This window comes from Mesorhizobium sp. WSM4849 (genome assembly GCF_055811385.1).
This window is the reverse complement of the sequence record NZ_JBVVPW010000043.1, coordinates 21592-48255: the sequence shown is the minus strand read 5'-3', so window position 1 is coordinate 48255 and position 26664 is coordinate 21592. Positions and strand designations below refer to the sequence as shown.

The 26664-nt window shown below is 62.4% G+C and carries 27 protein-coding genes, 1 pseudogene and 1 riboswitch; of the genes and pseudogenes, 12 read left to right on the top strand and 16 right to left on the bottom strand.

The window, feature by feature from the left end; all coding sequences use genetic code 11:
• Nucleotides 1-73: 73 nt before the first annotated feature.
• Both AC0L3L_RS32350 and pdxR read right to left on the bottom strand, forming a co-directional pair.
• Nucleotides 74-304 (bottom strand): annotated as a pseudogene (locus AC0L3L_RS32350) (sugar-binding domain-containing protein); the annotation flags it as partial.
• A 137-nt stretch (nt 305-441) separates the two neighbouring features.
• Entirely contained in the window at nt 442-1950 is a 1509-nt protein-coding gene (pdxR, locus tag AC0L3L_RS32345; RefSeq protein ID WP_473641240.1) for a MocR-like pyridoxine biosynthesis transcription factor PdxR, read from the bottom strand.
• Nucleotides 1951-2120: 170 nt separating this feature from the next.
• Between pdxR and AC0L3L_RS32340 the strand changes: the two genes are divergently transcribed.
• The 4 genes from AC0L3L_RS32340 (at nt 2121) to AC0L3L_RS32325 (ending at nt 5069) form a co-directional block, all read left to right on the top strand.
• Nucleotides 2121-2753 (top strand): LysE family translocator, encoded by a 633-nt coding sequence (locus AC0L3L_RS32340; protein WP_473641239.1) that lies wholly within the window; start codon nt 2121-2123, stop codon nt 2751-2753.
• 11 nt (nt 2754-2764) lie between these two features.
• Nucleotides 2765-3694: a dihydrodipicolinate synthase family protein gene (locus tag AC0L3L_RS32335; protein ID WP_473641238.1), complete on the top strand. Its 930-nt coding sequence runs from the start codon at nt 2765-2767 to the stop codon at nt 3692-3694.
• Nucleotides 3695-3718: 24 nt separating this feature from the next.
• Complete coding sequence (locus AC0L3L_RS32330) at nt 3719-4360, top strand: LysE family translocator (protein WP_473641236.1); 642 nt, start codon at nt 3719-3721, stop codon at nt 4358-4360.
• A gap of 67 nt (nt 4361-4427) precedes the next feature.
• Nucleotides 4428-5069 (top strand): ThuA domain-containing protein, encoded by a 642-nt coding sequence (locus tag AC0L3L_RS32325; RefSeq protein WP_473641234.1) that lies wholly within the window; start codon nt 4428-4430, stop codon nt 5067-5069.
• A 258-nt stretch (nt 5070-5327) separates the two neighbouring features.
• On the opposite strand, the gene AC0L3L_RS32320 is transcribed toward AC0L3L_RS32325, so the two are convergent.
• The 3 genes from AC0L3L_RS32320 to AC0L3L_RS32310 all read right to left on the bottom strand — a co-directional run bounded on the left by AC0L3L_RS32320 (nt 5328) and on the right by AC0L3L_RS32310 (nt 7520).
• Nucleotides 5328-5993 carry a DUF6064 family protein gene (locus tag AC0L3L_RS32320; RefSeq protein WP_473641233.1) on the bottom strand — a complete coding sequence of 222 codons (666 nt, stop codon included), beginning with the start codon at nt 5991-5993 and terminating at the stop codon, nt 5328-5330.
• A complete protein-coding gene (locus AC0L3L_RS32315; protein WP_473641244.1) occupies nt 5994-6812 on the bottom strand; it encodes an aldo/keto reductase in 819 nt (272 codons plus the stop codon).
• 267 nt (nt 6813-7079) lie between these two features.
• The gene (locus tag AC0L3L_RS32310) at nt 7080-7520 is read right to left on the bottom strand and encodes a hypothetical protein (protein WP_473641231.1); all 441 of its coding nucleotides are present in this window, start codon (nt 7518-7520) and stop codon (nt 7080-7082) included.
• Nucleotides 7521-7775: 255 nt separating this feature from the next.
• Here AC0L3L_RS32310 and AC0L3L_RS32305 point away from each other — a divergent pair, with 255 nt between their 5' ends.
• On the top strand, nt 7776-8084 hold the full coding sequence (locus AC0L3L_RS32305; protein ID WP_473641229.1) for a hypothetical protein: 309 nt from the start codon (nt 7776-7778) through the stop codon (nt 8082-8084).
• Between the two features lie 1518 nt (nt 8085-9602).
• Entirely contained in the window at nt 9603-10634 is a 1032-nt protein-coding gene (locus tag AC0L3L_RS32300) for a hypothetical protein (RefSeq protein WP_473641227.1), read from the top strand.
• Nucleotides 10635-11817: 1183 nt separating this feature from the next.
• Here the strand turns inward: AC0L3L_RS32300 and AC0L3L_RS32295 are convergent.
• The gene (locus tag AC0L3L_RS32295) at nt 11818-12021 is read right to left on the bottom strand and encodes a hypothetical protein (protein ID WP_473641225.1); all 204 of its coding nucleotides are present in this window, start codon (nt 12019-12021) and stop codon (nt 11818-11820) included.
• A 299-nt stretch (nt 12022-12320) separates the two neighbouring features.
• Between AC0L3L_RS32295 and AC0L3L_RS32290 the strand changes: the two genes are divergently transcribed.
• Complete coding sequence (locus tag AC0L3L_RS32290; protein WP_082982175.1) at nt 12321-12755, top strand: hypothetical protein; 435 nt, start codon at nt 12321-12323, stop codon at nt 12753-12755.
• A gap of 197 nt (nt 12756-12952) precedes the next feature.
• On the opposite strand, the gene AC0L3L_RS32285 is transcribed toward AC0L3L_RS32290, so the two are convergent.
• Together AC0L3L_RS32285 and AC0L3L_RS32280 are read right to left on the bottom strand one after the other, a co-directional pair.
• Nucleotides 12953-14659 (bottom strand): HAD family hydrolase, encoded by a 1707-nt coding sequence (locus AC0L3L_RS32285; RefSeq protein ID WP_473641242.1) that lies wholly within the window; start codon nt 14657-14659, stop codon nt 12953-12955.
• Between the two features lie 236 nt (nt 14660-14895).
• Complete coding sequence (locus AC0L3L_RS32280) at nt 14896-15180, bottom strand: acylphosphatase (RefSeq protein ID WP_473547780.1); 285 nt, start codon at nt 15178-15180, stop codon at nt 14896-14898.
• A 205-nt stretch (nt 15181-15385) separates the two neighbouring features.
• On the opposite strand from AC0L3L_RS32280, the gene AC0L3L_RS32275 reads away from it, so the two are divergent.
• Entirely contained in the window at nt 15386-16198 is an 813-nt protein-coding gene (locus tag AC0L3L_RS32275) for a nucleotidyltransferase family protein (protein ID WP_473485577.1), read from the top strand.
• A complete protein-coding gene (locus AC0L3L_RS32270) occupies nt 16191-16943 on the top strand; it encodes a metallophosphoesterase family protein (RefSeq protein WP_473485578.1) in 753 nt (250 codons plus the stop codon). The genes AC0L3L_RS32275 and AC0L3L_RS32270 overlap by 8 nt, the downstream gene beginning before the upstream one ends.
• A gap of 16 nt (nt 16944-16959) precedes the next feature.
• On the opposite strand, the gene AC0L3L_RS32265 is transcribed toward AC0L3L_RS32270, so the two are convergent.
• Nucleotides 16960-18150, bottom strand: coding sequence for an NADH-quinone oxidoreductase subunit D (locus AC0L3L_RS32265; protein WP_473485579.1), 1191 nt, complete (start codon nt 18148-18150; stop codon nt 16960-16962).
• A 72-nt stretch (nt 18151-18222) separates the two neighbouring features.
• Nucleotides 18223-18645 (bottom strand): hypothetical protein, encoded by a 423-nt coding sequence (locus tag AC0L3L_RS32260; RefSeq protein WP_473641223.1) that lies wholly within the window; start codon nt 18643-18645, stop codon nt 18223-18225.
• A gap of 235 nt (nt 18646-18880) precedes the next feature.
• Between AC0L3L_RS32260 and AC0L3L_RS32255 the strand changes: the two genes are divergently transcribed.
• Entirely contained in the window at nt 18881-19318 is a 438-nt protein-coding gene (locus AC0L3L_RS32255) for a CBS domain-containing protein (protein ID WP_473641221.1), read from the top strand.
• Between the two features lie 143 nt (nt 19319-19461).
• Here the strand turns inward: AC0L3L_RS32255 and AC0L3L_RS32250 are convergent, their stop codons facing one another.
• The 4 genes from AC0L3L_RS32250 to AC0L3L_RS32235 all read right to left on the bottom strand — a co-directional run bounded on the left by AC0L3L_RS32250 (nt 19462) and on the right by AC0L3L_RS32235 (nt 21492).
• Nucleotides 19462-19821 carry a YybH family protein gene (locus AC0L3L_RS32250; RefSeq protein WP_473641219.1) on the bottom strand — a complete coding sequence of 120 codons (360 nt, stop codon included), beginning with the start codon at nt 19819-19821 and terminating at the stop codon, nt 19462-19464.
• A gap of 113 nt (nt 19822-19934) precedes the next feature.
• The gene (locus AC0L3L_RS32245; RefSeq protein WP_473641217.1) at nt 19935-20159 is read right to left on the bottom strand and encodes a hypothetical protein; all 225 of its coding nucleotides are present in this window, start codon (nt 20157-20159) and stop codon (nt 19935-19937) included.
• 83 nt (nt 20160-20242) lie between these two features.
• Nucleotides 20243-21364 (bottom strand): NAD(P)/FAD-dependent oxidoreductase, encoded by a 1122-nt coding sequence (locus AC0L3L_RS32240; protein WP_473641215.1) that lies wholly within the window; start codon nt 21362-21364, stop codon nt 20243-20245.
• 2 nt (nt 21365-21366) lie between these two features.
• Nucleotides 21367-21492, bottom strand: a complete 126-nt coding sequence (locus AC0L3L_RS32235; RefSeq protein WP_258123042.1) for a hypothetical protein — start codon at nt 21490-21492, stop codon at nt 21367-21369.
• Nucleotides 21493-21636: 144 nt separating this feature from the next.
• Between AC0L3L_RS32235 and AC0L3L_RS32230 the strand changes: the two genes are divergently transcribed.
• Entirely contained in the window at nt 21637-23019 is a 1383-nt protein-coding gene (locus tag AC0L3L_RS32230) for an aspartate aminotransferase family protein (protein ID WP_473641213.1), read from the top strand.
• Between the two features lie 312 nt (nt 23020-23331).
• Nucleotides 23332-23444: riboswitch (TPP riboswitch) on the top strand.
• The gene (locus AC0L3L_RS32225) at nt 23435-24043 is read left to right on the top strand and encodes a YkoF family thiamine/hydroxymethylpyrimidine-binding protein (RefSeq protein ID WP_473641212.1); all 609 of its coding nucleotides are present in this window, start codon (nt 23435-23437) and stop codon (nt 24041-24043) included. Its footprint overlaps the riboswitch before it by 10 nt.
• Nucleotides 24044-24050: 7 nt before the next feature.
• Here AC0L3L_RS32225 and AC0L3L_RS32220 read toward each other — a convergent pair whose 3' ends face one another.
• Both AC0L3L_RS32220 and AC0L3L_RS32215 read right to left on the bottom strand, forming a co-directional pair.
• Nucleotides 24051-25160, bottom strand: a complete 1110-nt coding sequence (locus tag AC0L3L_RS32220; RefSeq protein ID WP_473641210.1) for an alcohol dehydrogenase family protein — start codon at nt 25158-25160, stop codon at nt 24051-24053.
• A gap of 9 nt (nt 25161-25169) precedes the next feature.
• Nucleotides 25170-26549, bottom strand: coding sequence for an aminotransferase (locus tag AC0L3L_RS32215; protein WP_473641208.1), 1380 nt, complete (start codon nt 26547-26549; stop codon nt 25170-25172).
• Nucleotides 26550-26664: the final 115 nt, after the last annotated feature.

Below are 26664 nucleotides of genomic sequence, written 5' to 3'. Positions count from 1 at the left end.
AACGCTTCTGCCTCGCAACCCTCAAAACCGGCGACCAACAGGCTAAAATCGTCAGAACTTCGGAATCAGGACACTAGGGGCAGATCACCACCTTGCGGTGCCCAGCCTGACCGCACTCAAGCATGGCTTTTGCGCTGTCAGCATCCGTTGCGACGTCCGTCGCCAACCCGGCCCGCGCCACAGCTACAAGAATGGCACGTTGGTGCTTCCCGCCTGAGGCGATGATGCGGCAGGGAATATTGCGGTAGTCGTCGAGCTCCGGCGAAAGCACCTGACCGTTGAGAGTTTGGTCGACAGGCTTGCCGTGGATAGCGGCCCGGCCAAATAGCCCTCAACCGGAAAAACGCGCTGTTTGCGGGGCACGACACTGGAGCAAAAAACTGGGCCACCATCGCCTCGCTCGTCGAAACCTGCAAGCGTAATGGTGTCGATTCCATTGGCCTAACTGACCGCAACGCTCACGTCGCAGCAGCGTATTGCCTCCTCGTAAGCGCGTCGAAGGAGCTTTAGTCCTCTGTGGATTTGGCTCTCGGTAAGACTTGCGTATCCCATCACCAGGCCGAGGCACCTCCGATCCAATGTCTGATCGAAATAGTGCGGTGATATGGAGTAGATGCCGACTCCGAGCGAGGCGGCTCTCTCGGTGAATGATGTCGCCATAGAGGGCGGCATGTCGCCGAACCAGACGACGAGGTGCAGACCGGCCTCCGCGCCTTCGACCCGAACGAGATCCCGGAATTCAGCGTGCAGAGCGTCGAGGAGCGCTGCACGTCGGCGGGCATTTTGACGACGGGCCTTGCGCACGTGGCTTTCGTAGACGCCGGATTCCACCAGGGTCGCAAGCGCCTCCTGTTCGAGGATGGGCGCATGCCTGTCGGTCAGGCGCTTGGCCTGGGCAAAAACCTCCTGCAACTCTCGCGGAATGACGAGGTAGCCGATCCGGAGCGTCGGCGACAGTGTCTTTGAAACCGTACCAACATAGATGACGTTCGACGCGCCTCCAAGCGCGCGAAGCGGCGGTATGGGGTTCATGTCGAATCGATATTCGCTGTCGTAGTCGTCCTCGACGATGTAGGCTCTCTTCTCTTCCGCCCATCTTAGCAGTTGCTGGCGTCGCCCCATGGACATTACGCTTCCCAAGGGAAACTGATGTGAAGGCGTGACGTAAGCCAGCCGCGCGCCAACATCCGCCAACAAGTCCGCTCTGATGCCTTCGGCGTCAACCTCCACCGGGGCAGCGATGGCCCCTGTCATCTCGAAGACGCTCCGTGCCATCGGATAGCAGGGCTCTTCGATGGCAAACCCGTCGCCCTCATCGAGAAGGAGCCGGGCGCAGAGATCTAGTCCCTGCTGAGAGCCGTTGACGATGACGATCTCGCCCACCTCGCACCTGATGCTCCGCGCTCGCCATAGATAACCCTGCAGGGCGGTACGCAGGCGGATCAAGCCACAGGGCTCGCCATAGGATAGCTTGGGCGGCCGTCCCAGCGCAGCATCGTTCATGGCCTTCCGCCAGGCAAGGGTCGGGAAGTCAGAGGCCGACATGTCGCCGTAGCGGAAGTCGGCGACGAGCTTCTCCGACGGAACCCGCATCGGAATGGCTCTGGATCGAAGCCTTTCTCCGAAAGCGGAGAGGCCGTGTGGCTCTGCAGCTGTATGAACGAGGTCTCCCGGCTCGCTGTGCGCGATCTTGATGGCCACCCGTGGCCGAGCGCCATGTCGAATGACCACGAACCCCTCGGCGGCGAGCTGTTCGTAAGCTGACGTCACAGTCGTTCGCGAGACGCCAAGCTCGACCGCCAGTGCACGAGCCGACGGAAGCACGTCTCCGCGGCCGTATACCTCCGCCACGATCTGTTCCCGCAGGTTCTCATAGATCCCGCGCGCGCCCAGTCCCGACGACGAATTTCCCGACGACGAATTCTGCTTGCGGGGCCGTAACTGGACCATCGCGATTACCCAAATGAAGACGTTTCGTTGATCCAGGCATTACCGGGAAAACTCAGTCAGGCAAAGGCCTGAGGGCAACTGGACCAGCAATTTTTATCCAAACTGGTTCTATGTCAGGGCCAGTTGTACTGGTATTGATGACGCCAGTTTGCACCTCCCGAAGAAGTAAAATGCTGGCCGAAATCCACCAATTCATCATCGTCTTTACCGCATACGTCATCGCTGCCGGTAGTCCCGGCCCGAGCAATATGCGCATCATGGCCGTCGCCATGAACGACGGCCGCAGGGCCGCGCTGGCAATCGCGTCTGGCGTAGTCAGCGGCTCGATCTTTTGGGGCCTGATGGCGGCGACAGGTGTCTCGGCGATCCTCAGTCGATACGCGCAGGCACTCGTGGTCCTGCAGGTGCTCGGAGGCCTATATCTTCTCTATCTCGCCTTCAAAGCGGGCAAGGCTGCGCTTTCTTCAGACAAGGATCAGCTTCGCCCGACGAACGAACGGAAGGCGACGGCGGCCACTCTCTACAAGCGCGGACTGCTAATGCACCTCACCAATCCGAAATCGATCCTGGCATGGATCGCACTGATGACGCTGGGGCTCGGCTCTGGGTCGTCGCCGTATACGGTACTCGTCATCCTCGCAGGCTGCGCGGTCCTGAGCGTCACCATCTTCTGCGGCTACGCGATCGTCTTTTCGACCGCTCCAATGATCCGCCTGTATCGGCGGGCGCGGCACTGGATCGAAGGCACGCTGGCCGTATTCTTCGGATTTGCCGGGCTGAAGCTTCTCCTGACCCGAATCTGAAAGGTTTTTTCATGTCTATTTTCCAAGGCCTTTCGGCATTCCCGATCACCCCGGCGGACGCTTCCGGCAGGCTCGATACCGCCGCCCTCGCGCGCCTTCTGAAGCACATCGAGGAGGCGAGAGCGGACTCTATCGGACTGCTCGGCAGTACCGGAGCCTACGCTTTCCTCACGCGAGAAGAGCGTCGACGCGCGGTCGAAACGGCGATGGACACGGTCGGCGGCAAAATCCCGGTTATGGTCGGCGTCGGAGCGATCCGGACCAGCGATGCGGTGGAGCTTGCCCGTGACGCGAAGGCTGCGGGCGCCGACGGCCTGCTGCTCGCTCCGGTTTCCTATACACCGCTCTTTGACGACGAGGTCTTCGAACACTTCGCCGCAGTCGCCGATGCGGGGCAGCTCCCGCTTTGCATCTACAACAATCCCGGCACGACCAGGTTCACTTTCAGCCTGGACCTCATTTCCCGCTTGTCGAAGGTGGCTAACATCGAAGCCGTGAAGATGCCTTTGCCGTCCGGTGGTGACGTCGCTTCCGAACTCGCCTCCCTCCGGTCTGCGACCGGGTCGGCATTCAAGATCGGCTACAGCGGCGACTGGGGCGGGGCGCCTGCGCTGCTCGCCGGGAGCGACGCCTGGTATTCCGTCGTCGCAGGACTTCTGCCGTCACAGGCTCTGGCCCTGACGCGAGCGGCGCAAGCCGGGGACGCCGCCACCGTCGAGCGATTTGACGCCGCCTTCGGACCGCTTTGGGCGCTGTTCCAGGAATTCGGCAGTTTCAGGGTGATGTATGTCGTCGCCAAGCTTCTGAACCTCTGCGACGTCGATCCGCCACGCCCCGTCCTCCCACTGAGGGACCAGGCACGGCAGCGCGTCGCCGCCGCTCTCGACCATCTCGATGCGGTTTTCTCCACTGGTTCCAAAGTTTGTATTGAACTTCGATAGACAGTCTTTCATCAGGACATTTCCATGCTGAATTCCAACGCTTTCACCGTCTACCTGTTCACGGCATTCCTTCTGGCGATTACTCCGGGTCCGGGGATTTTCTATGTCGCCGCCCGAACTCTTTCCGGCGGCCGCTCTGAAGGAATCGCTTCGAGCCTTGGCAATGGTCTCGGCGGGCTGTTTCATGTCTTAGCCGGCAGTCTTGGCGTCTCGGCGATCGTGCTGGCAAGCGCCGAATTGTTCACGGCACTCAAGGTGGTCGGCGCGCTCTATCTGGTCTGGATGGGATACCGAACCATTCGCCATGCCAGGCTCGGCTACAAGTCGCTGGGTCATTCAGAGCCGCCCGTCGGCGCGATGCGGGCCTTCAGGGATGGCGTTCTTGTGGAAGCGATGAACCCGAAGACGGCCGCATTCTTCCTCGCCTTCATTCCCCAGTTTGTCGTTACATCGTCGGATCACGTTGCCCTGCAGTTCGTGATCCTCGGCGCCGTCTCGGTTGCTCTTAACACGCTCGCCGATATTGTCGTGGCGTTTGCAGCCGGAAGACTTCGCGATGGCGCGGCGTCCCGTCCGAATCTCATTCGCCGGCTTCGTGAAGGCTCGGGCGGCGCTATGATCATGCTTGGATGTGGGCTGCTGCTGGCAGAGCGCCCGGTTGCTTGACCGGTTCGGCCGGCCGCACTGCCGCCGAAGGCTCGTTTGGCGATACAACCAACTGACGGAGAAGAATATGCGGCAAGCGTTGATCGTATGGGGCGGCTGGGATGGACACGAGCCGGAAGAAGGTGCGCGCGTCGTCAAGGCGATGCTCGAGGAAGAAGGGTTTGGCGTGCGCGTGGAAACCACGACCGAGATATTCGCCGACCCCGCGATCGCCGATTTGAATCTGATCGTCCCGATCTACACGATGGCCAAGCTTGCGAAGAACGAGGAGCTCAATCTGACAAAGGCGGTCGAGGGCGGTGTCGGCCTTGGCGGCTATCACGGCGGCATGTGCGATGCCTTTCGTGAAGCCACGGAATACCAGTTCATGTGCGGCGGTCAGTGGGTGGCCCACCCGGGCAACATCATCGACTACCGGGTTGACATCACCAGGCGCGACGATCCGATCATGAACGGGATCGACGATTTTTCGTACCGCTCCGAGCAGTACTACATGCATGTGGACCCATCGAATGAGGTGCTGGCGACCACCACCTTCTCCGGCGAGCACGCGTCCTGGATAGAAGGCGTGGTCATGCCGGTCGTCTGGAAGCGCCGGCACGGCAAGGGAAGGGTGTTCTATTCGGCGCTCGGCCATGCCGCCAAGGAGTTCGAGGTGGCGCAGATGCGAACAATATTTCGTCGCGGCCTGGTGTGGGCGGCGCGCTGAGAGCGCCGACGATTGGCTATGCTGGGAACTGGTCGCCACGCCAGGAATCCTGCCACGCCGCCGGATCTGGATTTTGGAGCCTTGTGAAGAATGGCGCCGAACCTGAAACAAAAAACCCGCCTCGGCGGCGGGTCGTCGGCGCGAATAGGCACCATAGATGACTTCATAGCACGGCTGCCGGAACAAGAATAAACATGCTGCCGACACGAAATCGCTCACGAATTGCTGCCGGAGGCAAATGCCGAACGCGCCGCCGCATCACCGAGCAATGCGGCGCAGGGCCAAGGCAGCGACAGTGATGGCCGCTGCCAGAAGCGGCAGCCAGGCTTGTGGATCGCCCATGGCATGCAGCGTCAGGCCGCTGAGCAGCAGCCACAGCAGCGGGATCGCAAACAGCAGCGGCACAAGCCCGCCGCTCGCTGCAAGCAGGACGCCGAGCGCTACGATCGCCGTCGGGTCCGGCGCGATGCCGAAGACCTCGGCGCTCGACCATGGCCGCCCGAAGAGTAGCGGCAGGAGGGGATAAACGACGAGGCCAACGACCGCGATCAGCAGCCCGAGCCGCCCTGCGATGTCCCGCCGGTCGAAGGCGAGGGCGCCGCGTGCGGCACCGCCGATCGCCAGCAGCAGCGCCTGCAGGCCGAAGGCCGGCGCGACATAGGCGATCGCCCAATTGATCGCGGCATAGCGGCTCCACAGGAAGGACCAGCCGACGAAGGCAAAGAGCGCGGCGAGGACGAGCGCAATCCAGAGACCATGGCCAGGCGGCCGCCGCAGCACGAGCAGGACGATGGCGAGGCCGGCGGCGAGCGTCAGGAGATGCAGCGGCCAGAACGCGGCATTGGCCAACCCGAACATGCGCCAGTAGACGCGTGGCGAGAAGAGCAGGAAATCTTCCAGACGGTAGGTCCACCACACCGACATCTAGAGGTCCCGGACGTAGGCCGCCATCCGATCACGCATGGATGCGCCGGGGAGGGGACCGGTCGCCGCCATCACGTTCTCGCGCACATGGTCGACGCGGGTGGTGGCGGGGATGGCGACCGTGACTGAGGGATGCGAAAGAATGAACTTCAAAATGAACTGCGCCCAGGTCCCGGCACCGATCTCGGCCGCCCAGTCCGGCAGAGTCTCGCCTTGGAACTGGCGGGTCAGCGCGCCCTGGCGAAACGGCCGGTTGACGATGACGGCCATCCCGCGCTCGGCGGCCAACGGCAAGAGCCGTTCCTCCGCCTCGCGGTCGACGACGTTATAGGTGAACTGCACGAAGTCGAGCGGATGCGCGCGCATGATTTGTTCGAACAGGTCATGCCGTCGTCCTTCGGACGTCGTGATGCCGACATAGCGGATCCGCCCGTCCGCCTTCATGGCGAACAGGGTTTCGAGATGCGTCTCCCAGGCGACGAGGTTATGGACCTGAACGAGGTCGAAGCGCGGCACACCCCAGAAGCGGCGCGACTGCTCGATCTGCGCGGGTCCGTCGGCGGCGGAGGAGGTCCAGACCTTCTCGGCGGAAAACAGCGCTTCGGGCCGGCCGAGCTTCTCGAGGCCATAGCCGATCACGGGCTGCGAAGAGCCGTACATGGGCGAGGAATCGATCATGCGGCCGCCTGCCGCAAAGAAGGCCGCGATCACCTCGGCGCATTCGTCGCGCAGCACCGAATCGTCGCCGACATTGAAGGTGATCCAGGTGCCCAGCCCCACTGCGGGAAGCATCTCTCCCGAGGAGGGCACGGCCCGCATCACCGGCGCACGCGGCGCGCCGGGCGCGGTTCCCGGCAACACCAGAGCCGCTCCGGAAGCGGCGGCAGCCTTCACGAATATCCTGCGGGTGATGATCATCGTCTGCCATCCCTGTACTCCCGACCACAAGAATGGTTCCGGGCGACCGGCCTTCGCATGGCTGATCGGCGGGGAGTGCGGTCGGTCTCTGGCGACTGTTCGGAATATAGAACGTCTGCCTGAAATGGGAACGAACGGTGCAGGCCCGGGTTGCGCCAACCAGCCCGATTACCTGGAAATGGCTCCTGTCCTGACTTGATGGCGCTGGCGGGCATATGCCACGCAGGCGTCAACCGTGCTGACGCAGAGCGCATCGCGGTGGTTCGGCGTGTTGTTGTCGCCGGCGTAGGCAACCTCGGCAACACGGCCATCGACCATTCGGATTTGCGTGTTGCAATAGCCGCCAGGATCGACATTGAGCGATCCTCCAACCGTCGGGATCGCACCCACGGGCAAAGTTGGAATCACGACGTTGAGGTTGCCGCGTTGAACGGTACGCTGATAGGTCCAGATCTGGCTTCCGCCCGCATCAGCGGTGGCAGTCGGAAAGCCGGCGCACATTCGGACGTCCGCCTCGCTGAGACCGATCATCTCTTTGCGGGCTGCCGCCGTTGTGTCGTCTTCCTGTGGGAGGTTCGACGTGTCGTCAGGGGCGACGCAGGACGACACGATGGAACTGCCGGGCAAGACAACAACAACAAGGACAAGCGTTCGGATGCGGGAAGATATCATACCGACTGTGGTGATTTGCGCTGAGCCCCGAGATCCTAGTTAGGCAAGCAGACAATCGAGTCAACCTGCACGGCATCACGATGTCGTTTGTCGTGCCGCCCGACCGACCTTGAGCTGACGGCGAGCTGACGGCGCCGATGCGGTCGTCGCCGCGATCGAAGCCCAAATGGGCCACGCGCACGCGCCGCTATCGTGCGCGACGTAAACGAGGCGAGCCGTGAGGCCTATGTCGACGAGGTGCGCTTCATGATCATTCCCGACACGGCGGCAGCGGAGACCGCGCTGTTTGCCGGCGAGCTCGACGTCCTTCCCGATCTTGAATCATCGCGTGTCGAGGAAGCCAAGTCGCGGGGCATGACGGTGCTGTCGACGCAAGGCCTGTCGTGGACGGCGATCCTGCTACAAACCAAGGATGCGCCAGGAGCGGTCGTTCGACAGCGATCCGAGCAGCAATGGCCGTTGGGCATGGCCGAAGCGCTATTGACGTTTAGTATGAGGTGACGGTTGACCGTGGAGGTCCGTGACCTAGCTTTGTGACTAGCTTAAAGCTCAGGCGGACCGTCCAGAACCGGAAATGGCGGAATGGTACGCACCGTGGGAGAACTTTCGGGACGTTGAGATGCAGAGGTGCAAGTCGGCTTTCAGAGCCTGTGTGCCCTTGGCGGGCGATAATCGGCGGCCACGGCATCTTCAAGTTTCGATTCAAACAAAAGTCATCTGCGCCGGCATGTCTATCAGCGCGCGACAGGCGCTCCGTCATGCAACAACAATTCGAGCACTGGAGGGATCTCGGAGCAAGTGTCGGAGGGACACTGCTCGAAGCAAGTGACAGCTTCGAAAGCGATCAAAGGCTTTAGCCAGCACCAAGACGAGGGGGCAAACACCGCTTCACGAACTTGAGAATACACCCAAGACCGCACAGGCACGGCAATGTCAAATCCTCTTGCCGAAATTTACGCAAACGACGCAGATCTCGCCATCCTGGGCGGGATAGCAACATTTGCCTCGGTGGGCCTCTATCTTGTGCTCCGGCGTATCCTTATCGCGGTGCAACGGCGTCGCCTCAAATCAGATGTGAGCGAAGGCGGATCTGATCCCCCCGATGAGGCATCTTGGGATTGGGAAAGCCCGGTCGACCTTGCAACCGAGCCTGCTTGTTCTTCTCGGGTTGCCACGCCCTCAGACACCGTAAACCTGGATATTCGGCATCAGGATGCCGATTGCCTTCGGTTCGGGGTGCGAATCGAGTATTTCGACGTGATCTCCGAAGCTTGCGAGAGCTCGTCTGTGGCCCAGACCAACGCTTTCGCTTCCGCGACGAACATAGCGCAATCCGGCCGACTTGCGACATCGATCAGGGAAATCGCTGGCTATGTTCAGAGGCAGGTGGCGGCTTATCTTGCCGCCCTAACTAGTCCAGTATTGAGGGCTCTGAGCCGTATGCCGACGCAACTCGCCCTCGCGGAGGATCCCGACCTCACCACAGCGACGGCCTCACCTCCTCGCGTTCGTAGGCCGATCGGTCTTGTACCCCGCTTTGGCGTCGCCGCAATCTGTCTGGCCGTGCCGCTTAGCTATGCGATGACGAGACAAAACTGGGTCGAAAGCGCCCCCGCCATTTCGCGGGTCCAGGGCAACGCCAATCCGGACCTTTCGCGACCCATCGAGCTTCCGGCGAGTGCTGCATTAGATGTGCGTGGGCCAGCCCAGGGAGACGAGCGCACGAGTGTCGAATTGCTCAGCCCGGATCTCACGGCTGCCCGGGCGCAAGTCGGAGCAGCTGCTGCTCAGGCAGCCGCAGCGAAGGAATTGGCCGGCCAGGAGCACCGGGCGGCGGAAGGCGAGCGCGCCAGGAGCGCCGCTCTGCAGCGAGCGCTGCTCGAGTCGCGCAAGGAGATCGACGCGCTGAGGACAAGCATGGCAGCCGCCGATAGCGTACGCGAGGAGCAATTGCGCAACGAGCTCGCGGCAGCCCGCACAGTTGACGCATTGCGACGCATTGCGGGAGATACCCGCACGATGCTGCGCGAGGCCACCAACTATGTCTTTACGGAGATGCCCGCTGCTCATCTGGAGCGTCAGCGAGCCGAATGGCGGCCGCGCGAGCTATCGCGAGCGCGGGCGAAAATTCAACAGCTTGAGGCCGAGGCCGCCGAGGATCGCGCCAAGGCCAAGGCTTCGCTGGCGCAAGCTAGCGGAATGCTCGACGACGAACGCCGGAAATCAGAGGACCTTCGTGGCGACCTCGCCGAAGTGAAACTGTCCAATGCCGCGCTCATGGAGCGCGCCGATGCGGCTGAGCAGGGACGGACCGGTGCAGTCAGAGCCAGAGAACGAGTGGAGCAGACCGCAGCCGAGACGGAGGGCGCGCTGGCTCGAGAACGCGCTGCAGCAGCGTCGATTCATGAGGAGCTGAAAAAAACTCGCCTCGAGCTCGACGCGGCTGAGCAGGAACGAGCCAGAGCAGTCTCAGCGAGAAAGCGTGCCGAGCAGACTGCAACCGAGACGGCACAGGCTCTGGCACGAGAACGTGCTGCAACAGCGTCGACGCGAGAGGAGCTGAAAAAAACTCGCCTCGAGCGCGACGCGGCTGAGCAGGAACGAGCCAGAGCAGTCACAGCGAGCGAACGAGTGGAGCAGACTGCAACCGAGACGGCGCAGGCTCTGGCACGAGAACGCGCTGCGGCAGTCTCGACCCATGAGGACCTCAATAAAGCGCGCCTCGAACGCGACGCCGCCCGAGCACTTTTGGTAGGGGTCGCCAGGCTGAAGGAGGCTCTGGACAAGCAACGTGAAGTCACTGTTTCTCTTGCCCGCGACCTGGCCGCCGCGCGCGCGGACAATGACAGGCTCAGGGCTGAGCGTCGCAGCGCCCAGATTGAGCCGCCGCTGAAGCCGCGCGCTGGCCGCGCGGCAGCCGCTGCCGGCGGGTTGAAGGCTGTCAGCCAGAAGACTGCACGCAGCAAGATTCGCGCCCCGGCGCGGATTGCCCGGGTGCGTTCTCTCATACTTCCCTATCCCCTCAGGCCAAGACAAGCGACGTTGGAGTGATTTCTAAAACGACTGTGCGGTCCTCCTATCGAAGGCCCCGGGCCTTTGGGAGGCATTGCAGTCGCACCCTCTCACGACGCCGCGGATGATTCACCCGTTCGAATTCATCCTGCTCTCGTCGGCGAGGAGTTCTGCGCGATGCGCTATGTCAGCCCGATCACGCCGCCAGTCGCGTTCAATTCGCATCTGATCGGCGCCTGCCGCGTCTCCACCTTGCCTTGCCGTCCATAGTCGATGCTGACCTCAACGGGAGCCGAGATCGTATCCGGGCTCAACCGGCGTATGGAACCTGCGCTGCTGACGCGCACACTGGTCGCGCCAAACGGGGCGGCGGCCGACTCGATTGCATCATGGCAGGCGCGAACGATTTCATCCGGGACGCCCGGCAGCGCTTTGATTGGACTAACCGTCGATGGACTGTTGATGTCGCTGGGAGGCTGGAGGCTGGCCGGGAGGTCGAGCGACCGTCCGGCTCCTGCGGACCGGGCGACACTGACGGCAGTGGCGGCCGTAGTTGCCGCAACTGCTGCCGTTGCAGCGGTGCTGGTCCCATCGTCGTCCACCGGTGACCTACTGCTGGAGCCGCTAGGTCCTTTGTGCGCGCCGCCTTTGCGGCCTTCACCGTGATGGCTGCCAGCGCTATTGTCTCCGCCACCATGGTTGCCACCGCTATTGCCTCCGCCGCGCTCACCGCCGGCAGCAGCTCCTGCGCAAGCTACCGCGATCGAGCAAACGCATGCGAAATATGCCCAGCTGGATTCAAGGGATTGACGCACGACCACCTCCATAAAGTGCGTCAGTCGAACCGTCTTTCCGCGGTATGCAGTCAGGACGGCGCAACCGCCGCCGCCCCCAGGCAAACTCGCGACTAAGGCGCCCACGGAGGTAACTAGGGGATGAATCCGGTGTATCAAGGACGCGGGTACGTGGTAGTGGCCTCGCACGGGACGCGAATTGATCAGACGGTCATGGTCAGGACCGGTCTCATGGATTGCCTCTCGATGACGGCAGGCCTCCGAGTTCGCTTCGCCGCAGCGCTCGATCTGATGCCTGCGACGGTGAGCATCATTCCATCATCATTCCGCGCCGCCTGAGCGCCACGCGCTCGATGGCCGCGCAATGCGCCGACACCGGCCGCCATGAGGAACTGGGCGATCTGGAGCGAGCGTCCCCCCCGATCGCTTCACGCCAATCCGATCCGTGAAATGCCGGGATTGGATGTTTTAGGACCGATTTTCAGCGGCGCATCATTTTCATCCGGATTGGGAACGGGAGCTTCGTCGGGAAGTCTGTCCGGGTCCGGCTCACGCACCGGCTTCGGTTCAGGAAGTGGCGGTGGCGTGGGCGCCGGAGTGGGCGTTGGTTCGGGAGTGGGAAGAATGGCCATGGTGCGATTTCCTTCCTCGCTGCACGCTGCCTTGGCGGGTCACCGACGTCGGCCGGGATTTGACGCCACCCGTTTCGATCGGTTTCGTTCTACGGGCTGATGCACGCAGAACGACCACGCGTGCCTATGGTTCCGACGGCAACCTCCGATGATCCCGCAGGCATCAGGCACTCGTGGCAGGACGGCGCCGTCAGAAAAGTGATCGAATGGTACGCGCATGAGGGCCTTGTCGGCGTCGTGGAGCGCCATAATTTCCATTTCAGGGTGGGACGAACTCACCTGTTGAATAGGAGGCGGCCGTGAAGCACCAAACACTTGACCAACTGCATACCGTTGCCGACGTTCACGCTGAAGCAACAGACCTCGTAGCGACCCGAAGCCAGCGTCTCGAACGTTGGGCGAAACTGCTGGAGAAAAATCCCGATCGGCGTCTCGAAGCGTTGACGGGCACCGAATACAAGTCCCCTGAGATACGCGAAAAGATGCGTTACAACGACTCGCCTCTCACGGTTGCCTTCGAGGACCCGATCTTTCGCGCACAAGGCTTGAGAGACGACACCTACGGTGAAGCCAGGCGCTTCTTCGAACTGACCGACTGGCAGTTGCACGAAATCGTCTGCCATTGCCATGTCGGCGCCACGATACGAGCGCGATGGGCTGCCTCCCGCGTCCGTGCGGCAATGTCCGAGAGGTTCGGCTTCTTCGCCTGGCTGCGAGGAACATTCATGCATTGAAGCAGCATTGACGCTACGGGCATTGAAGCTACCGGCATTCACGCTAGGGGCCGGCATGTTCAGTTGATGGAGGCGGCGAAGCGATTTCCACGCCTCGCATCAGTGGTCGTTGATGTGCGGATATGCCGTTCGGCGGCGATCCGCCATCGGCGAAGCTCGATACAATCGGCCTCGATACCACAGGGCATGGGCGGATTTCAGTCGGCGGGCGCGGTGTAGCGGCGATGGACCGCTTCCGCGATGGCGGCGCGGCTTCTATGCGGATCGAGACTATCGTCATCCTCGATGACAGCCGCTTCCTCCGCAAGTCCCTGGTCCTTGACCTGGTCGCGGAACCAGGCCGAATAGTCGCCCGCGCGCAAGTGATGCTCCCAGGTGCGGTCGTCGATCCCCTCGGCGATATGGAGGAACATCATGAGATTTTGCGCTTTCAGGTTGAGCTTGCCGTCCGCGCCGCGGAAATAGAAACTGTTGTCGCCAAGATCGCCCTCGGCATATTTCCGAATATGGCGCTTGCGTTCCTGCCGGGGACGCTCGACCGAGATCGGTCTTGCGGGATCGGCTGTCGACCGGTTCCAATACAAGACCTTGTTTTCCGGTGGCGGCACGACGCCCGGCGGTACGCCCTCGCCAATTGCTGCACAGAAGCTTTCAACAACCTTGTCGGCTTCCGGGCCAAGAGCCAGCACCGTGTCGACACCTGCCAGCACATCCCGCGAAACCAGATCGGGATGTACTGTGACCAGAATGGTCGCCGAAAGGCTTTTTGGAAGCGCAAAGGATGTGCCATCGCGCGCGTGCGGCAACAGGTGGTGTGCCTCGTCGATGATCAGCCAGTGCGGGCGTCCGGTGCGGGCGCGAAGCGCGGCAAGCTCCGGCAGCAGCTTGGCGAAGGCGTTTGGCCGCTCCGCGGTCTTGATCCCGAGCATGTTGACGGCGACATTGTTGGACGGCTTCGACAAGAGGTCGAAGATTTCGCGCGAGCTCGGCGGGCTTTTGGCGTCGCCAACCACCAGCACGTCCTCCAGGTCCTCGTAGTCGCCCTCAGGGTCGAGCACGCAAAATTGGAAGCCTTGCTCGACGAAGCGCTCGGTCAGGGCAGTGGCGAGGGTGGATTTTCCGATCCCCGACGTGCCGGCCAGCAGCACGCCGCCGCCGCGCGGTGAAAGGTGCATCACCGCGCCCGATCCGTCGTCCGCGCCAATCTCGATGCGTTGCCGCGCCGTGTCGAGCAAGGCGGCGTCATGCGAGATGAGGCCCTCGATCAACTCCCTCACGCCCGCGCCGCGGGCACCATTCGTCACGTGGCCCGCCGTCTCCCTTACCTTCGGCAGTGCATTGGCGACTGCAACTCCGAAGCCGACGGCGCGCAGAAAGGCATGGTCGTTCTCCGCATCGCCGATGCCGACGACATTGTGGGCGGACAATTCCAGATCCTCAAGGGCAGCCGCAAGACCGGTCGCCTTGTTGACCCCGCTCGGCAGCACCATGACGGCACCCTTGTTGAAGATGATCTCCAGCTCCAGGCCAAGGTCCTTGATCACTTCCAGCACGATGGTCTCGTTGGGCTCCCTGGTGGCGACGACGGAACGTCCAATCGACAGGGGCGCGATCTTGCGCATCATCAGCCTGTCGACGAATTCCGCCGGCGGCGCAGGCGCCAGGACCCGTATCTTCTTCGAAGCCGGCGTGTAGACGAGCGCGCCGTTTTCGGCGACGACCTTGTCGAAAATGCCAAGCTCCGGGAAAACGCTTTCGAGGTCGGCAAGCTCGCGACCGGTCACCATTATCAACTTGCGGCCGGTTTCCTTCAGCCGCTCAAGCGCGGCACGGGTCGTATCGGAAACGACCCCGTTTTCCGCGAGTGTGCCGTCGTAGTCAGTGGCTAGTGCAAGAGCATACATCGAACTGTCGTCGGCAGTCCGAAAGCCGACCCGAGATGCTTTCTCGCCGAAACTGAACGGAAAGCCGTCTGCTCGGGTGACGTCCATAGGCCGAATCCCGTCATTGTTTGTCATGCCCGCCCGCATCGGTTCCAACGGCGCTGGCTGTCGATTGTTCCCGACGGCGCAAGGCAAGAGTCGCGTAGGCCTGGCTTTTTGGTGAGCAATCGGGTTTTCCCAAAGCCGATATACACTTTCTAGCCGATGATCCTGAATCCGTTCGGCTCCTGGCCCGGGTCGACATCTTGGGATGTCACGCGGGACACCGAGGCTCCGGTCGGCCCTTTCCAGAACCGGTTCATCATCGTCGAAACCGCGCCTTCGGCCCCGACGATCAGTGCCGTTACGGATCCGTCATCCTCGTTGCGAACCCATCCGGACAGACCGAGCCTCTCGGCCTCGGTCCGTGTCCACACGCGAAAAGAGACGCCTTGCACCCTTCCCCTGAGCCTGACACGTACCGCCTTGCGCTCGTCCTCCATGGTCACCTCCGTGCTGGTGGTTTTCTCATACCTTCAACTCCTCGGCGGCGAAAAAGGCTCCGCCATCGCATTTTTAACGGATTTGGCGGCCTGGCCGTCCGATGGAGGTGTCCGGCTGCATGATATCGACAACGGAACCATGCGGCGGCGGCTTTGTTAAGGACGGACAGTTGCAGATTTGCTGGGGTTTTGGAGCCACGGTTTCATGACCAATGATTCTACACCGGAAGGCGCCATCCCGGCATCCGTTCCGACGATCAATGCAAAAGCGGCGCCGACGCTTCGCCACGCCGAAGCAGAGGTCTTCTACACCGAGGCGATCCGCGAACTCGCCGCGACGGATATCCCCTTTCTTGTTGCCGGCACCTATGCGGTGAGCGCCTACACAGGCGTCACGCGCCAGACGAAGGACCTCGACATTTTTTGCAAGGCCGGCGACTACGCCCGCATTCTCGCGCATTTCAAGCAGGCCGGCTATGCGGTCGAGATCGTGGACGACCGATGGCTTGGAAAGGTTTTCAAAGGCACGCATTTTTTTGACGTCATATTCGCTTCTGCCAATGGCACCATGCCGGTCGGCGACCAGTGGCTGGAGCATGCACGGCAATTCGAGCTGCTGGGCAGTCAGGTGCGGATCGTAGGTCCGACCGAGCTTATCTGGTCCAAATGCTTCATCCAGGACAGACGCCGCCACGACGGCGCCGACATCGCTCATACCATCCTCAAGGCGCAGGATCAGATCGACTGGCATAGGCTGCTTTCCTACCTCGAAGTTCACTGGGAGGTGCTGTTGATGCAGCTTCTGAATTTCCGATGGATCTATCCGAGCGAGCGCGATCATGTTCCCGCCTGGCTGCTCGACGAATTGCTTGACCGTCTCGCCAAGCAGAGGGAGTTGCCTACCCCCCGGATGAAGATCTGCCGTGGACGACTGCTTTCGCCGACCGACTACGAAATCGACGTCAAGGAATGGGGCTTTGCCGGCGTCGGCGGAACAGGAGAATTTCGCGATGGCTGAGAAGGGCGGAACTGCCACGGCAAGGACCGAGAGAAACCGCACAGTCAAGATTGCGGCCGTCGGCGACCTGCATGTGCGGGAAGACGGCCAGGCCTCCTGCCGTGATCTCTTCGGCGAGGTCTCGCGCGAAGCGGACGTCCTCGTGCTCACTGGCGACCTCACCAATCTCGGCAAGCCCCGAGAGGCCGAAATCCTTGCAGAGGATTTGCGCGCCTGCTCCATCCCGGTCGTCGCCGTGCTCGGCAACCATGACTATGAATCCGGCGCGGTCGAGGACGTCGCCCACATCCTTCGGCAGGCAGGCGTCCATCTTCTCGACGGCCAGACAACGGAAATCAAGGAGGTCGGCTTTGTCGGCGTGAAGGGTTTCATCGGCGGTTTTGGATCACGCATGCTCGGCTCGTTCGGCGAGCCGGCGATCAAGGCGATGGTCGCCGAAAGCGTCAGCGAGTCGATGCGGCTCGAAAACGCGATGCGGCAGGTTCGCACCAACCGTACGCTCGTCGTCCTGCACTACGCTCCGGTGGTCGAGACGGTCGTTGGCGAGCCGCTGGAGATTTTTCCGTTCCTCGGCTCGTCGCGGCTGGCTGAGACGATCGATCGGTTCAAGGTCAGCGCCGTCGTGCATGGCCACGCGCATCGCGGCGTCTATGAAGGTCGCACGCCCGGTGGTGCCCCGGTATACAACGTCGCCATGCACGTGGCGAAGCCGACCGGCCGTCCCTACGCCCTGCTCGAAATCTGAAACACCCCGCGCCTCGTCAGCGATCGATCTCGCCGAACACGATATCGAGCGACCCGATGATCGCGGCGACATCGGCGATCATGTGCCCGCGCGACAGAAAATCCATCGCCTGCAGATGGGCAAAGGACGGCGCGCGGATCTTGCATCGATAGGGAGTATTGCTGCCGTTCGAAACCAGGTAGACGCCGAACTCGCCCTTCGGCGCCTCCACGGCGGCATAGACTTCTCCAGCGGGCACGCGAATACCCTCCGTGTAGAGTTTGAAATGGTGGATGGTCGCTTCCATCGAGCGTTTCATCGTCGCCCGCGGCGGTGGCGTGATTTTGTGGTTTGGAATTGCCACTGGCCCTTGGCCTTCGGGCGATCGCAATTTTTCCAGGCATTGCTTCATGATCCGCACCGACTGGCGCATTTCCTCCATGCGGACGAGGTAGCGGTCATAGCAGTCGCCATGCTTGCCGATGGGAATGTCGAAGTCCATTTCGGGGTAGCATTCATATGGCTGCGCCTTGCGCAAATCCCATGCTGCGCCCGACCCGCGCAGCATGGGGCCGGAGAAGCCCCAGGCCCAGGCGTCATCGGGGCCGATCACGCCGACATCGACATTGCGCTGCTTGAAGATGCGGTTGCCGGTGAGCAATTCATCGAGATTGTCGCAGACCTTGAGGAACGGATCGCAGAAATTCCAGATGTCGTCCAGGAGCTTCTCAGGCAGGTCCTGGTGCACGCCGCCGACCCTGAAATAATTCGCATGCATGCGGGCGCCGGAGGCGCGCTCGTAGAACACCATCAGCTTCTCGCGCTCGGCGAAACCCCAGAGTGGCGGGGTCAGCGCGCCGATATCCATCGCCTGTGTCGTGACGTTGAGGAGATGCGACAAGAGCCGGCCGATTTCGCAAAAGAGCACACGGATAAGTTGTCCGCGCCTCGGGACTGATATTTCGAGCAGCTTCTCGGCGGCGAGGCAGAACGCATGCTCCTGGTTCATCGGCGCGACATAGTCGAGCCGGTCGAAATAGGGCAGGGCCTGCAGATAGTTCTTGTACTCGATGAGTTTTTCCGTGCCGCGGTGGAGCAGGCCGATATGGGGATCGGCGCGGTCGACGATCTCGCCGTCCAGTTCCAGCACCAGCCGCAGGACGCCGTGAGCTGAGGGATGCTGCGGCCCGAAGTTGAGGGTGAAGTTGCGAACTGCGGCTTCGACCATCACGGTGCTCCGCTGTACTGGGTTTTCAGGGCCGAAGCCGGGTGGTCCGGTCCGCCACGCCCGGATCGCCGATCAGGTGGTTGTCTGGATGATCAGCGTCAGCATGCCGTCGCCATCGATGTTGGCGGCAACAACTTGCGAGGAATCCAGTCCGCTCGCCGCCAGCGCCGTTGCTGCCTGCGGCGACGCATCGATCGAGCTCTGCAGGGTAAGCAGATCTTCAACGCTGGTCTGGGTGATCACGGCCTCGGCTTGTGTCTTGAGTTCCGGCGGCAGATCCTCGAGGGCGACAATCGCAATGCCAGTAAAATTCTGGTCGGTGAAACCTTGATCCGGCAGGGCCTGGTCAGGCGTTTGGTTAGGCAAGCTTGGATCGGGCAGGGCTTCCGGGGCCGGGGGCGCGATTTGGGGAAGCTGCGGGTCGGTGGATTGCGCGTGGATAGGCTGCGCCAGGGCCAATCCCGAAAGGGCGGCAATTGTCGTCAATATGCGCATGATCGTTCCTTCCGTTTTCCGTTTTGCTCGGGGAGGATCACTTGGTGACCACACAACCATCGTGCCGGATTATGGTTCCCGGTCCGTCACGGATAAGGCCCGTCGCAGAGCTATCCCGTCGCGCCTGCCCGCTGCGCGTGGTCGAAAAATGGAACAATTTCTAAAGGCGTTCATTCTCCCCTGATCACACCTTCATCACAGGATCGGCGGGGCGCTGCACCTCGAGGAGAAAGCTATGAGAATCAGCGAGTGCATGACACGGAATGTTCAGGTCGCCAGTCCGGACCAGTCCCTGCGGGATGCCGCACGAGCCATGGCCGATCTTGACGCCGGTGTTCTGCCCGTCGGTGAGAATGACCGGCTGGTCGGCATGATCACGGACCGCGACATTGCCGTTCGTGGCATCGCGGAGGGCAGAGGTCCCGATGCCAAGATCAGGGACGTGATGAGCGCGGAGGTACAATGCTGCTTTGACGACCAGGAAGTCGGCGATGTTCTTCAGAATATGCGCGAACTCAAAGTGCGGCGAATGCCGGTGATCAGCCGCGACCGTCGGTTGGTTGGCATTGTCTCGCTCGGCGATCTCGCCACGAACGGCGAGCCGGCCTGGGCCGGCGAAGCGCTGGGCGGAATTTCGGAGCCGGGCGGCGACCATTCGCAGACGGCGCACTGATGCATCATAACCAGATTTGAAGTTCCTGCTCGATCGACGGCATCGGCGTTCAGGAACTTCGAATCCACAACCGTACTGGAGTCACTCCTTTGCGCTACACGGCCGCCAGCGAAAATCGATTTCCGGGGTGATCCGGGCCGACGCTACGCAACCGAGAATCGATCGATGACCCACAGCCATGTCCCGTCGCCTTGGCGGCGGGCGACCTCGGCGGTTACGGTGCCATCGGGAAGACGGGTTGATGTGAGTGCCAAGTCTCCGCTGATAACTGCCGGTGCCTGAGTTCCGGCAGCAAATTTTCGGCCCGTGGCGGTGATGTTCGCGAAGAGTGCCCGGATCGCTTCGCGGCCATGCGTCAGTCGGCCTTCACCGCTGTCGATGACGGCATGCGGCTCAAAAAGCGCGGCCATGCCGTCGATGTCTCCCGCCCACTGACGGGAGATCAGCAGGCGCTCCAAATCCCGGGGATCACGCGCCGGTTCACGGCTTGGTTCATCGGTCATGCGAGACTCCTCCGACGCTCGGTACCAAAGCGTTCGATCCTGCGCCAAGTTTCGTTGGAAGACGAGCCGCCGAAGCTCCGCCATGCCGAGCGCCAGGTGGAGCAGCCTGGCGATCATCCTCCCCAGCCGACATCGCGGGCCGCAACGCGCCATTCGGCAGCGCCGGCGAGGCGCCGATGGCTGCTGCTGTCGTTGAGGAAGTCGGCGATCCTTGCCGCCGACTTCGCCGAGGCGAAGGTGAGCAGCCGATCGTGATGGACCACGGGCTCGCCGGTCTCATTGTCCCAGATCTCGAACCGGCAGCTTGGGTTCGGTATGGCTTCGAAACGGTTCTTCATATCGATGGTTCCGGTGATCGTCGGACCCAGGTTCCGCGACCCCGGCTTACGGATGGCTTACGGCTCGCGCGGGCCGCCCTCGGCTAGCTGGCCTTCGGCGCGAGGCGCTGCGCGACATGGTCAGCGATCGCCAGGCTTGACGTAAGGCCGGGACTCTCGATGCCGAACAGATTGACCAGGCCCTCCACGCCATGCACCGCCGCATCCTGGATGACGAAGTCGGCATTGGCTTCGCCGGGACCGGAGAGCTTCGGCCGGATGCCGCTATAGGCCGGCTGCAGGCTGCCATCGCCCAGGTCCGGCCAGTATTTGCGGATCTCGTCGTAGAAGCGCTCGCCACGCGTTGGATCGACGCGATAGTCGAGTGTCTCGGTCCATTCGACGTCAGGCCCGAAGCGGGCGACGCCGTCGAGGTCGAGCGTCAGATGGACGCCGAGCCCGCCTGGTTCGGGCACGGGATAGACCAGCCGCGAGAATGGCGCCCGGCCGGCGACCGAAAAATAGTTGCCCTTGGCATAGCGAAGATCTGGCACGAATTGCGGGTCGAGCCCGTCAAGCGAGCCGGCAAGTGCTGTGGCGCCAAGCCCGGCGGCGTTGATGAAGCGCGTGGTGGCGATTTCAAAGCGCTCGCCGCTTGTGCTGTCGACCGTGTCGAGCGCGATGCGCCCGCCCTCGATGCGGCCGCAGACGATGCGGGTGTTGAGGCTGAGCGCCGCCCCGTGCTCCTCGGCGTCGCCCAGCAGCGCAAGCATCAGGGCATGGCTGTCGATGATGCCGGTGGCGGGAGACAAAAGGGCCGCCGTGCACCGCAGCTTGGGCTCCAGCCTGCGCGCCTCTGCTGCGGTCAAGCGCGTCAAATCGCCCGCGCCGCAAGCAGAGGCGTTGGCCAGGATGGAAGCGAGCACCGGCTCCTGTTCGGCATCCGTGGCGACGATGAGCTTGCCGCAGCGCGCATGCGGCACCGCCCGCTCCTGGCAATAACGGTAGAGCTTTTCCCGGCCTGGCAGGCAGAGCTGGGCCTTCAGCGATCCGGCCGGATAGTAGATGCCGGCATGGATGACCTCGGAATTGCGCGAACTGGTCCCGGTGCCGATGGCGTTCTCGGCCTCGAGGATCAGGGTATCCATGCCACGCCGCGCCATCTCTCGCGCGATCGCAAGGCCAATGACGCCGGCGCCGGCGACGATGCAGTCGACATGGTCCACGATCAGGCCACCTCAGCCTTGTTGTTGTGCCTGCTGGTGACCCGTTCGGGGATCAAGTCTTGGCGACGCGCACCGCCGGCTTGGCGCAGGTTCTCGCGTTCCGCAGCCTCGAAGCTGAAATTCTGCATGTCTTCCGTCCATCCGCCGGCCCTTCCGAAATGGCTTGACACCCTTACAAGAAACGGATGCACCAAACAGCATTAATTCAGAGGCCGATGCGCGCGCCGAAAGGCGGCAGGACGCACGTCCCGGCATGCAGGACAGGAGCCATCATGGACGCTCGACCGAATTCTCCCGAAGCCCGCGACATCAGCTACCACTTGCACGGCTACACCAATGCCCGCAAGCATGAGGAAGCAGGGCCACTCGTCATCGAGAAGGGCGACGGCATCTATGTCGAGGATCTCGCCGGCAACCGCTATATCGAGGCGATGGCCGGGCTTTGGAGCGTCGCGGTCGGCTTTTCGGAGAAGCGGCTGGTCGATGCGGCGGTGCGCCAGATGTCCAAGCTGCCTTACTATCACGACTTCGGCTCCAAATCGCATTCGCCGCTGATCGATCTCGCCGAGAAGCTGGTGCAGATGGCGCCAGTGCCGATGAGCAAGGCGTATTTCACCAATTCCGGCTCCGAGGCCAACGATACGGCCATGAAGATGATCTGGTACCGGTCGAATGCGATCGGCCAGCCGGCACGCAAGAAGATCATCAGCCGCAATCGCGGCTATCACGGCGTCACCATTGCCGCTGCAAGCCTGACCGGCCTGCCCAACAACCACACGTCCTTCGACCTGCCGATTGCCAATGTGCTGCACACGTCGACGCCGCACCACTGGCGCGAGGCGCTGCCAGGCGAGAGCGAAGCAGAGTTTTCGAGCCGGCTTGCCGACGACTTGGAAAAGCTGATCCTGGCCGAAGGACCGGAAACCATCGCTGCCTTCTTCGGCGAGCCGATCATGGGCGCCGGCGGCGTCATCGTGCCGCCGGCCGGCTACTGGGAGAAGATCCAGGCGGTCCTGTCGAAATACGACATCCTGCTCGTCGCCGACGAGGTGATCTGCGGTTTTGGCCGAACCGGCGAGATGTTCGGCTCGCAGACCTTCGGCATCAGGCCTGACATCATGGTGCTGTCGAAGCAGATTTCTTCGTCCTACCTGCCAATCTCGGCCTTGCTGATCAACGAAAAGGTTTTCGAGCCGATTGCCGACGAAAGCAATCGCATCGGCACCTTCGGCCACGGCTTCACCGGCGGCGGCCATCCCGTTGCGGCGGCAGTCGCGTTCGAGAACCTGAAGCTGATCGAGGAGCGCGACCTTGTCGGCAATGCGCGCACGGTCGGCGCGCATATGCAGAAGCGGCTGCGCAAGCTCGAATCGCACCCGCTTGTCGGCGAGGTGCGCGGAGTCGGCCTGATCGCGGCGGTCGAACTGGTCGGCGACAAGGCGAGCAAGACGCCGTGGGAGACGGCCGGCGCGCTGGGCGGGCTCGTCAACGGTTTCATGCAGCAGAACGGCGTGATATCCCGCAACATGGGCGACGCGCTGGCTTTCTGCCCGCCGCTGATCATCACCGAGCCACAGGTCGATGAGATGATCGACGCGTTCGAAAGATCGCTTGAAGCCGCGGGCAAGCAGGTCCCGCAATTGGCGCGCGCGTAACGGCGTGATCTCGAGCGACGCAAGCGGCGTTATAAGAAAATTGCGAAAAACTTATAACGCTGCAGGAGAGGATCAGGAATCCTTGTTGCCGTCGTGCAGCCAAATCAGAATGGTCTTGCAGATAAACAAAGCCATCACGAAAAACGCCTCGTGAAAGCCGCCGCGTATTGAGCGTTGAAAGCCAGGTACGCTTTGAGCCTTGCTGCGGCATCCAATCTTCCGCAGGGGAGATCGGCAGCTTTGCCGGCGGCGCCACGATCGGCAATTGCCCCGGATCGTACTTGAACATCCACCGCGCCGGTGCTACGTCCACCCAATCGACAGGGGCGCTCCGTATTGCCGGGGCTGAGATGGAAGGTGCCAAGCCTTCGGTCCCTCAAGCTGATCTGGGTAATGCCAGCGGAGCGAGGCGACCGTGTTTTCAGGTGCACAGATTTCCCTGTATCCGATGTGCGACGATTTCGTCGGCGTCATCCTCAAAGCTATTTCGGCGATGGATTCCTATCGGCCGAATTTCCGCATCGAGACCGACGACATCTCGACGCTGATCGTCGGCCCGCCGGAACAGCTTTTCCCGGCCATGCGCGATCTGTTCGCCTCGGCGGCGGCAAGTGGCGTGCACTGCGTGTTGTCGGCGACGGTGTCGCGCGGCTGCCCCGGCGAGCCCGACGATCCGATCTGCACACCGATTTCCGGCAGCAGTCACGAGCTCTCCCTGGCCGAGCGCATCGGCGCGGCGCGGTCGCATGTCGACGGTGCGAAAAAGCTCGGCCAAGAGGTCGCCGCGCAGTTCTCGCTCTATCCGCTCGGCGAGGGCCATCACATGGACGAGATCTACGGCTGCATCGACTTTCTCAAGATTTCGGGCGTCTTCGACAGGTCGAAGAATTTCTGCACCAAGCTTAGAGGCGATGCCGGACCGGTGTTCGCGACGCTATCGGAAGCCTTCCTTCGCTTCGGCGCGCCGCAAGGCCATGTCGCGCTCGATTTTACCGTGTCGGCGAACAGCCCGAGCGCTTGTTAGTCGATTGTCAACCGGTTGCAGCGAAATCCGAAACGGCATCCGGAACGACCACCAGCTTGCCGACAAAATCCTTGGCAATGAAATCCGCCTGGGCACGGTGGAAATCGGACAGCCTGTAGACGCCACCGACCAGCGGCCGGATCTTCTTCTCCTCGATGTAGCGGACGATACGGCGAAAGTCCGCACGCGTGCCCTGGCTCGAACCATGCAGCTGCAACTGCTTGAGATACATGGTGCGCAGATCGAGTTGCACGACCGGGCCGGCAATCGCGCCGGCGGTGGTGTAGCGGCCTTCGGGCCGAAGGATGCGCAAGAGATCATTGAAGATCGCACCGCCGACGAGGTCGGCAACCACGTCGATCGGCTGGTCGTCGGTCGCGTCGTTCACGGCAGCAGGCAGATCGGCGACGCCACGGGTGATCACCGCCTCGGCGCCGATGTCGAGCACCGCCTGTTCCTTGCCCTTGCCGACGACGGCATAGGGAATGGCGCCGCGTGCCCGCGCCAATTGCACGATGCCGGAGCCGACGCCGCCCGACGCGCCGGTGACCAGCACTCGCTCGCCGGCCATCAATGCGGCGCGTTCCAGCATCTGTTCGCCGGTAAGGTAAGCGCAGCAGAAAGTGGCGAGTTCGACGTCAGTTAGGTCGGTAGCGACGACATGGGCATTTTCGGCCGGCACGGCCTGATATTCGGCATAGCCGCCGTCGCGGCCGTGGCCCATATAGTCGATGTCGGCGAGTGAATCATCGTCGCGGTTGTAGATGGAGAAGTCGACCATCACCCGCTCGCCGATGCGGGCCGAAGAAACACCATCGCCGACGGCAACGATGTTGCCGACGGTGTCGGTGCCCTGGATGCGCGGGAAAGTCAGCGTGTTGCCCTGACGCCGCCAGGTCGACACGGCGGCAGCATCTTCCTCCGTGCCGTAGGCGCCCTGTCGCACCCAGACATCGGTGTTGTTCATGCCGCAAGCGGTGACCTTGACCAGCACCTCGCCCGGGGCGGGCGAGGGCACTTTCACGTCGGTGCGGTAGACAAGCTTTTCCGGTCCGCCGTAACCGGTCAGGAGCACTGCGGCCATGGTGGCGGGGAGGGGTTTGGTTATGGCATTCATGTCGGTTTTTCAGAGGTTCGCAAACACGCTCTTCAACGCATCTGCCGTTTTCGATACGACGATGTCGGCCTCTTTGCGGGTGAGGCACAGCGGCGGCGCAAAGCCGAGAATGTCGCCCTGCGGCATGGCGCGGCCGATGACACCACGCTCGCCAAGGGCTGTCGCGACCTGCGGCCCGATCTTTTGCGAGGCGTCGAAGAACACGCGATCATCTCTGTCGGCGACGAACTCGACCGCCGCCAGCATGCCGTCACCGCGCACCTCGCCGACATTCTTGTGGCCGCCGACGGCTTTCGCCAGCTCGGCGCGGAAATAGGCGCCGGTTTCGCCGGCATTGGTGACCAGGTCCATCTCGTCGATCAGTTCCAGGTTGGCGACGCCGGCGGCAACGCAGATCGGATGCGCCGAATAGGTCCAGCCGTGGCCGATGCTGCCGAGCTTGTCGGAACCCTGCACCAGCACCTGCCAGACCTTGTCCGAGACGATGACGCCCGACAGCGGCGCATAGGCTGAGGTCAGGCCCTTGGCGATGGTGATCAGGTCGGGCTTGATGCCGTAATGGTCGGAGCCGAACATCGTGCCCAGCCGGCCAAAGCCGGTGACCACTTCGTCGGCCACCAGCAGCACGTCGTACTTCTGCAGCACCGCCTGGATCTTTTCCCAGTAGAGGGCAGGCGGCGGCACGATGCCGCCGGTGCCGAGGATCGGCTCGCCGATGAAGGCGGCGACCGTGTCCGGGCCCTCAGCCAGGATCATCTCCTCCAGCTTGTCGGCGCAGTGTTGGGAAAACTGTTCCTCGCTCATCGAGCGGTCGGCGCGGCGGAAATAGTAGGGCGCTTCGGTGTGCAGGATCGGCGCACGCGGCAGGTCGAAGGCGTTGTGGAACAGGTCCAGCCCGGTCAGCGACCCCGTCATGACGCCGGAGCCGTGATAGCCGCGCCAGCGCGAGATGATCTTCTTCTTCTCGGGACGGCCGAGCACGTTGTTGTAGTACCAGATCAGCTTGATGTTGGTTTCGTTGGCGTCGGAACCGGAGAGGCCGAAATAGACCCTCGACATGCCTTGCGGCGCCCGATCGATGATCATCTTGGAAAGCGTGATCGACGCCTCGGTGCCGTGGCCGACATAGGCGTGATAATAGGCCAGGTTCTTGGCTTGCGCGGCGATGGCGTCTGATATCTTCTGGCGGCCATAGCCGACATTGACGCAATAGAGGCCGGCGAAGGCATCGATGCTCTTGCGCCCGTTATTGTCCCAGATAGTGACGCCTTCGCCGCCGGCGATGATGCGGGTCGGCGATTCACCCCGTGCATGCGTGCCCATATGGGTCGAGGGATGGAAGAAGTGGTCGCGGTCCCAGGCGGCGAGTTCGTTGGACTGGTCGAGCATTTTTTTGACTCCTTAGAGAAAGATGGTCCCGACGCGGCCTAAGGTGTGTCGACATTCAGGTCAGGCCGAGTCGAAAATGGTGGCTTCCGAGAACCGGAGCGGAGCGTACTTTTTC

Bases quoted from the DNA above. Each gene is read 5' to 3' on its own strand.
- pdxR (WP_473641240.1), bottom strand. From the start codon at position 1,950: ATGGTCCAGTTACGGCCCCGCAAGCAGAATTCGTCGTCGGGAAATTCG.
- AC0L3L_RS32340 (WP_473641239.1), top strand. From the start codon at position 2,121: ATGCTGGCCGAAATCCACCAATTCATCATCGTCTTTACCGCATACGTC.
- AC0L3L_RS32335 (WP_473641238.1), top strand. From the start codon at position 2,765: ATGTCTATTTTCCAAGGCCTTTCGGCATTCCCGATCACCCCGGCGGAC.
- AC0L3L_RS32330 (WP_473641236.1), top strand. From the start codon at position 3,719: ATGCTGAATTCCAACGCTTTCACCGTCTACCTGTTCACGGCATTCCTT.
- AC0L3L_RS32325 (WP_473641234.1), top strand. From the start codon at position 4,428: ATGCGGCAAGCGTTGATCGTATGGGGCGGCTGGGATGGACACGAGCCG.
- AC0L3L_RS32320 (WP_473641233.1), bottom strand. From the start codon at position 5,993: ATGTCGGTGTGGTGGACCTACCGTCTGGAAGATTTCCTGCTCTTCTCG.
- AC0L3L_RS32315 (WP_473641244.1), bottom strand. From the start codon at position 6,812: ATGCGGGCCGTGCCCTCCTCGGGAGAGATGCTTCCCGCAGTGGGGCTG.
- AC0L3L_RS32300 (WP_473641227.1), top strand. From the start codon at position 9,603: ATGCTGCGCGAGGCCACCAACTATGTCTTTACGGAGATGCCCGCTGCT.
- AC0L3L_RS32295 (WP_473641225.1), bottom strand. From the start codon at position 12,021: ATGGCCATTCTTCCCACTCCCGAACCAACGCCCACTCCGGCGCCCACG.
- AC0L3L_RS32285 (WP_473641242.1), bottom strand. From the start codon at position 14,659: ATGTATGCTCTTGCACTAGCCACTGACTACGACGGCACACTCGCGGAA.
- AC0L3L_RS32280 (WP_473547780.1), bottom strand. From the start codon at position 15,180: ATGGAGGACGAGCGCAAGGCGGTACGTGTCAGGCTCAGGGGAAGGGTG.
- AC0L3L_RS32275 (WP_473485577.1), top strand. From the start codon at position 15,386: ATGACCAATGATTCTACACCGGAAGGCGCCATCCCGGCATCCGTTCCG.
- AC0L3L_RS32270 (WP_473485578.1), top strand. From the start codon at position 16,191: ATGGCTGAGAAGGGCGGAACTGCCACGGCAAGGACCGAGAGAAACCGC.
- AC0L3L_RS32265 (WP_473485579.1), bottom strand. From the start codon at position 18,150: ATGGTCGAAGCCGCAGTTCGCAACTTCACCCTCAACTTCGGGCCGCAG.
- AC0L3L_RS32260 (WP_473641223.1), bottom strand. From the start codon at position 18,645: ATGCGCATATTGACGACAATTGCCGCCCTTTCGGGATTGGCCCTGGCG.
- AC0L3L_RS32255 (WP_473641221.1), top strand. From the start codon at position 18,881: ATGAGAATCAGCGAGTGCATGACACGGAATGTTCAGGTCGCCAGTCCG.
- AC0L3L_RS32250 (WP_473641219.1), bottom strand. From the start codon at position 19,821: ATGACCGATGAACCAAGCCGTGAACCGGCGCGTGATCCCCGGGATTTG.
- AC0L3L_RS32245 (WP_473641217.1), bottom strand. From the start codon at position 20,159: ATGAAGAACCGTTTCGAAGCCATACCGAACCCAAGCTGCCGGTTCGAG.
- AC0L3L_RS32235 (WP_258123042.1), bottom strand. From the start codon at position 21,492: ATGCAGAATTTCAGCTTCGAGGCTGCGGAACGCGAGAACCTGCGCCAA.
- AC0L3L_RS32230 (WP_473641213.1), top strand. From the start codon at position 21,637: ATGGACGCTCGACCGAATTCTCCCGAAGCCCGCGACATCAGCTACCAC.
- AC0L3L_RS32220 (WP_473641210.1), bottom strand. From the start codon at position 25,160: ATGAATGCCATAACCAAACCCCTCCCCGCCACCATGGCCGCAGTGCTC.
- AC0L3L_RS32215 (WP_473641208.1), bottom strand. From the start codon at position 26,549: ATGCTCGACCAGTCCAACGAACTCGCCGCCTGGGACCGCGACCACTTC.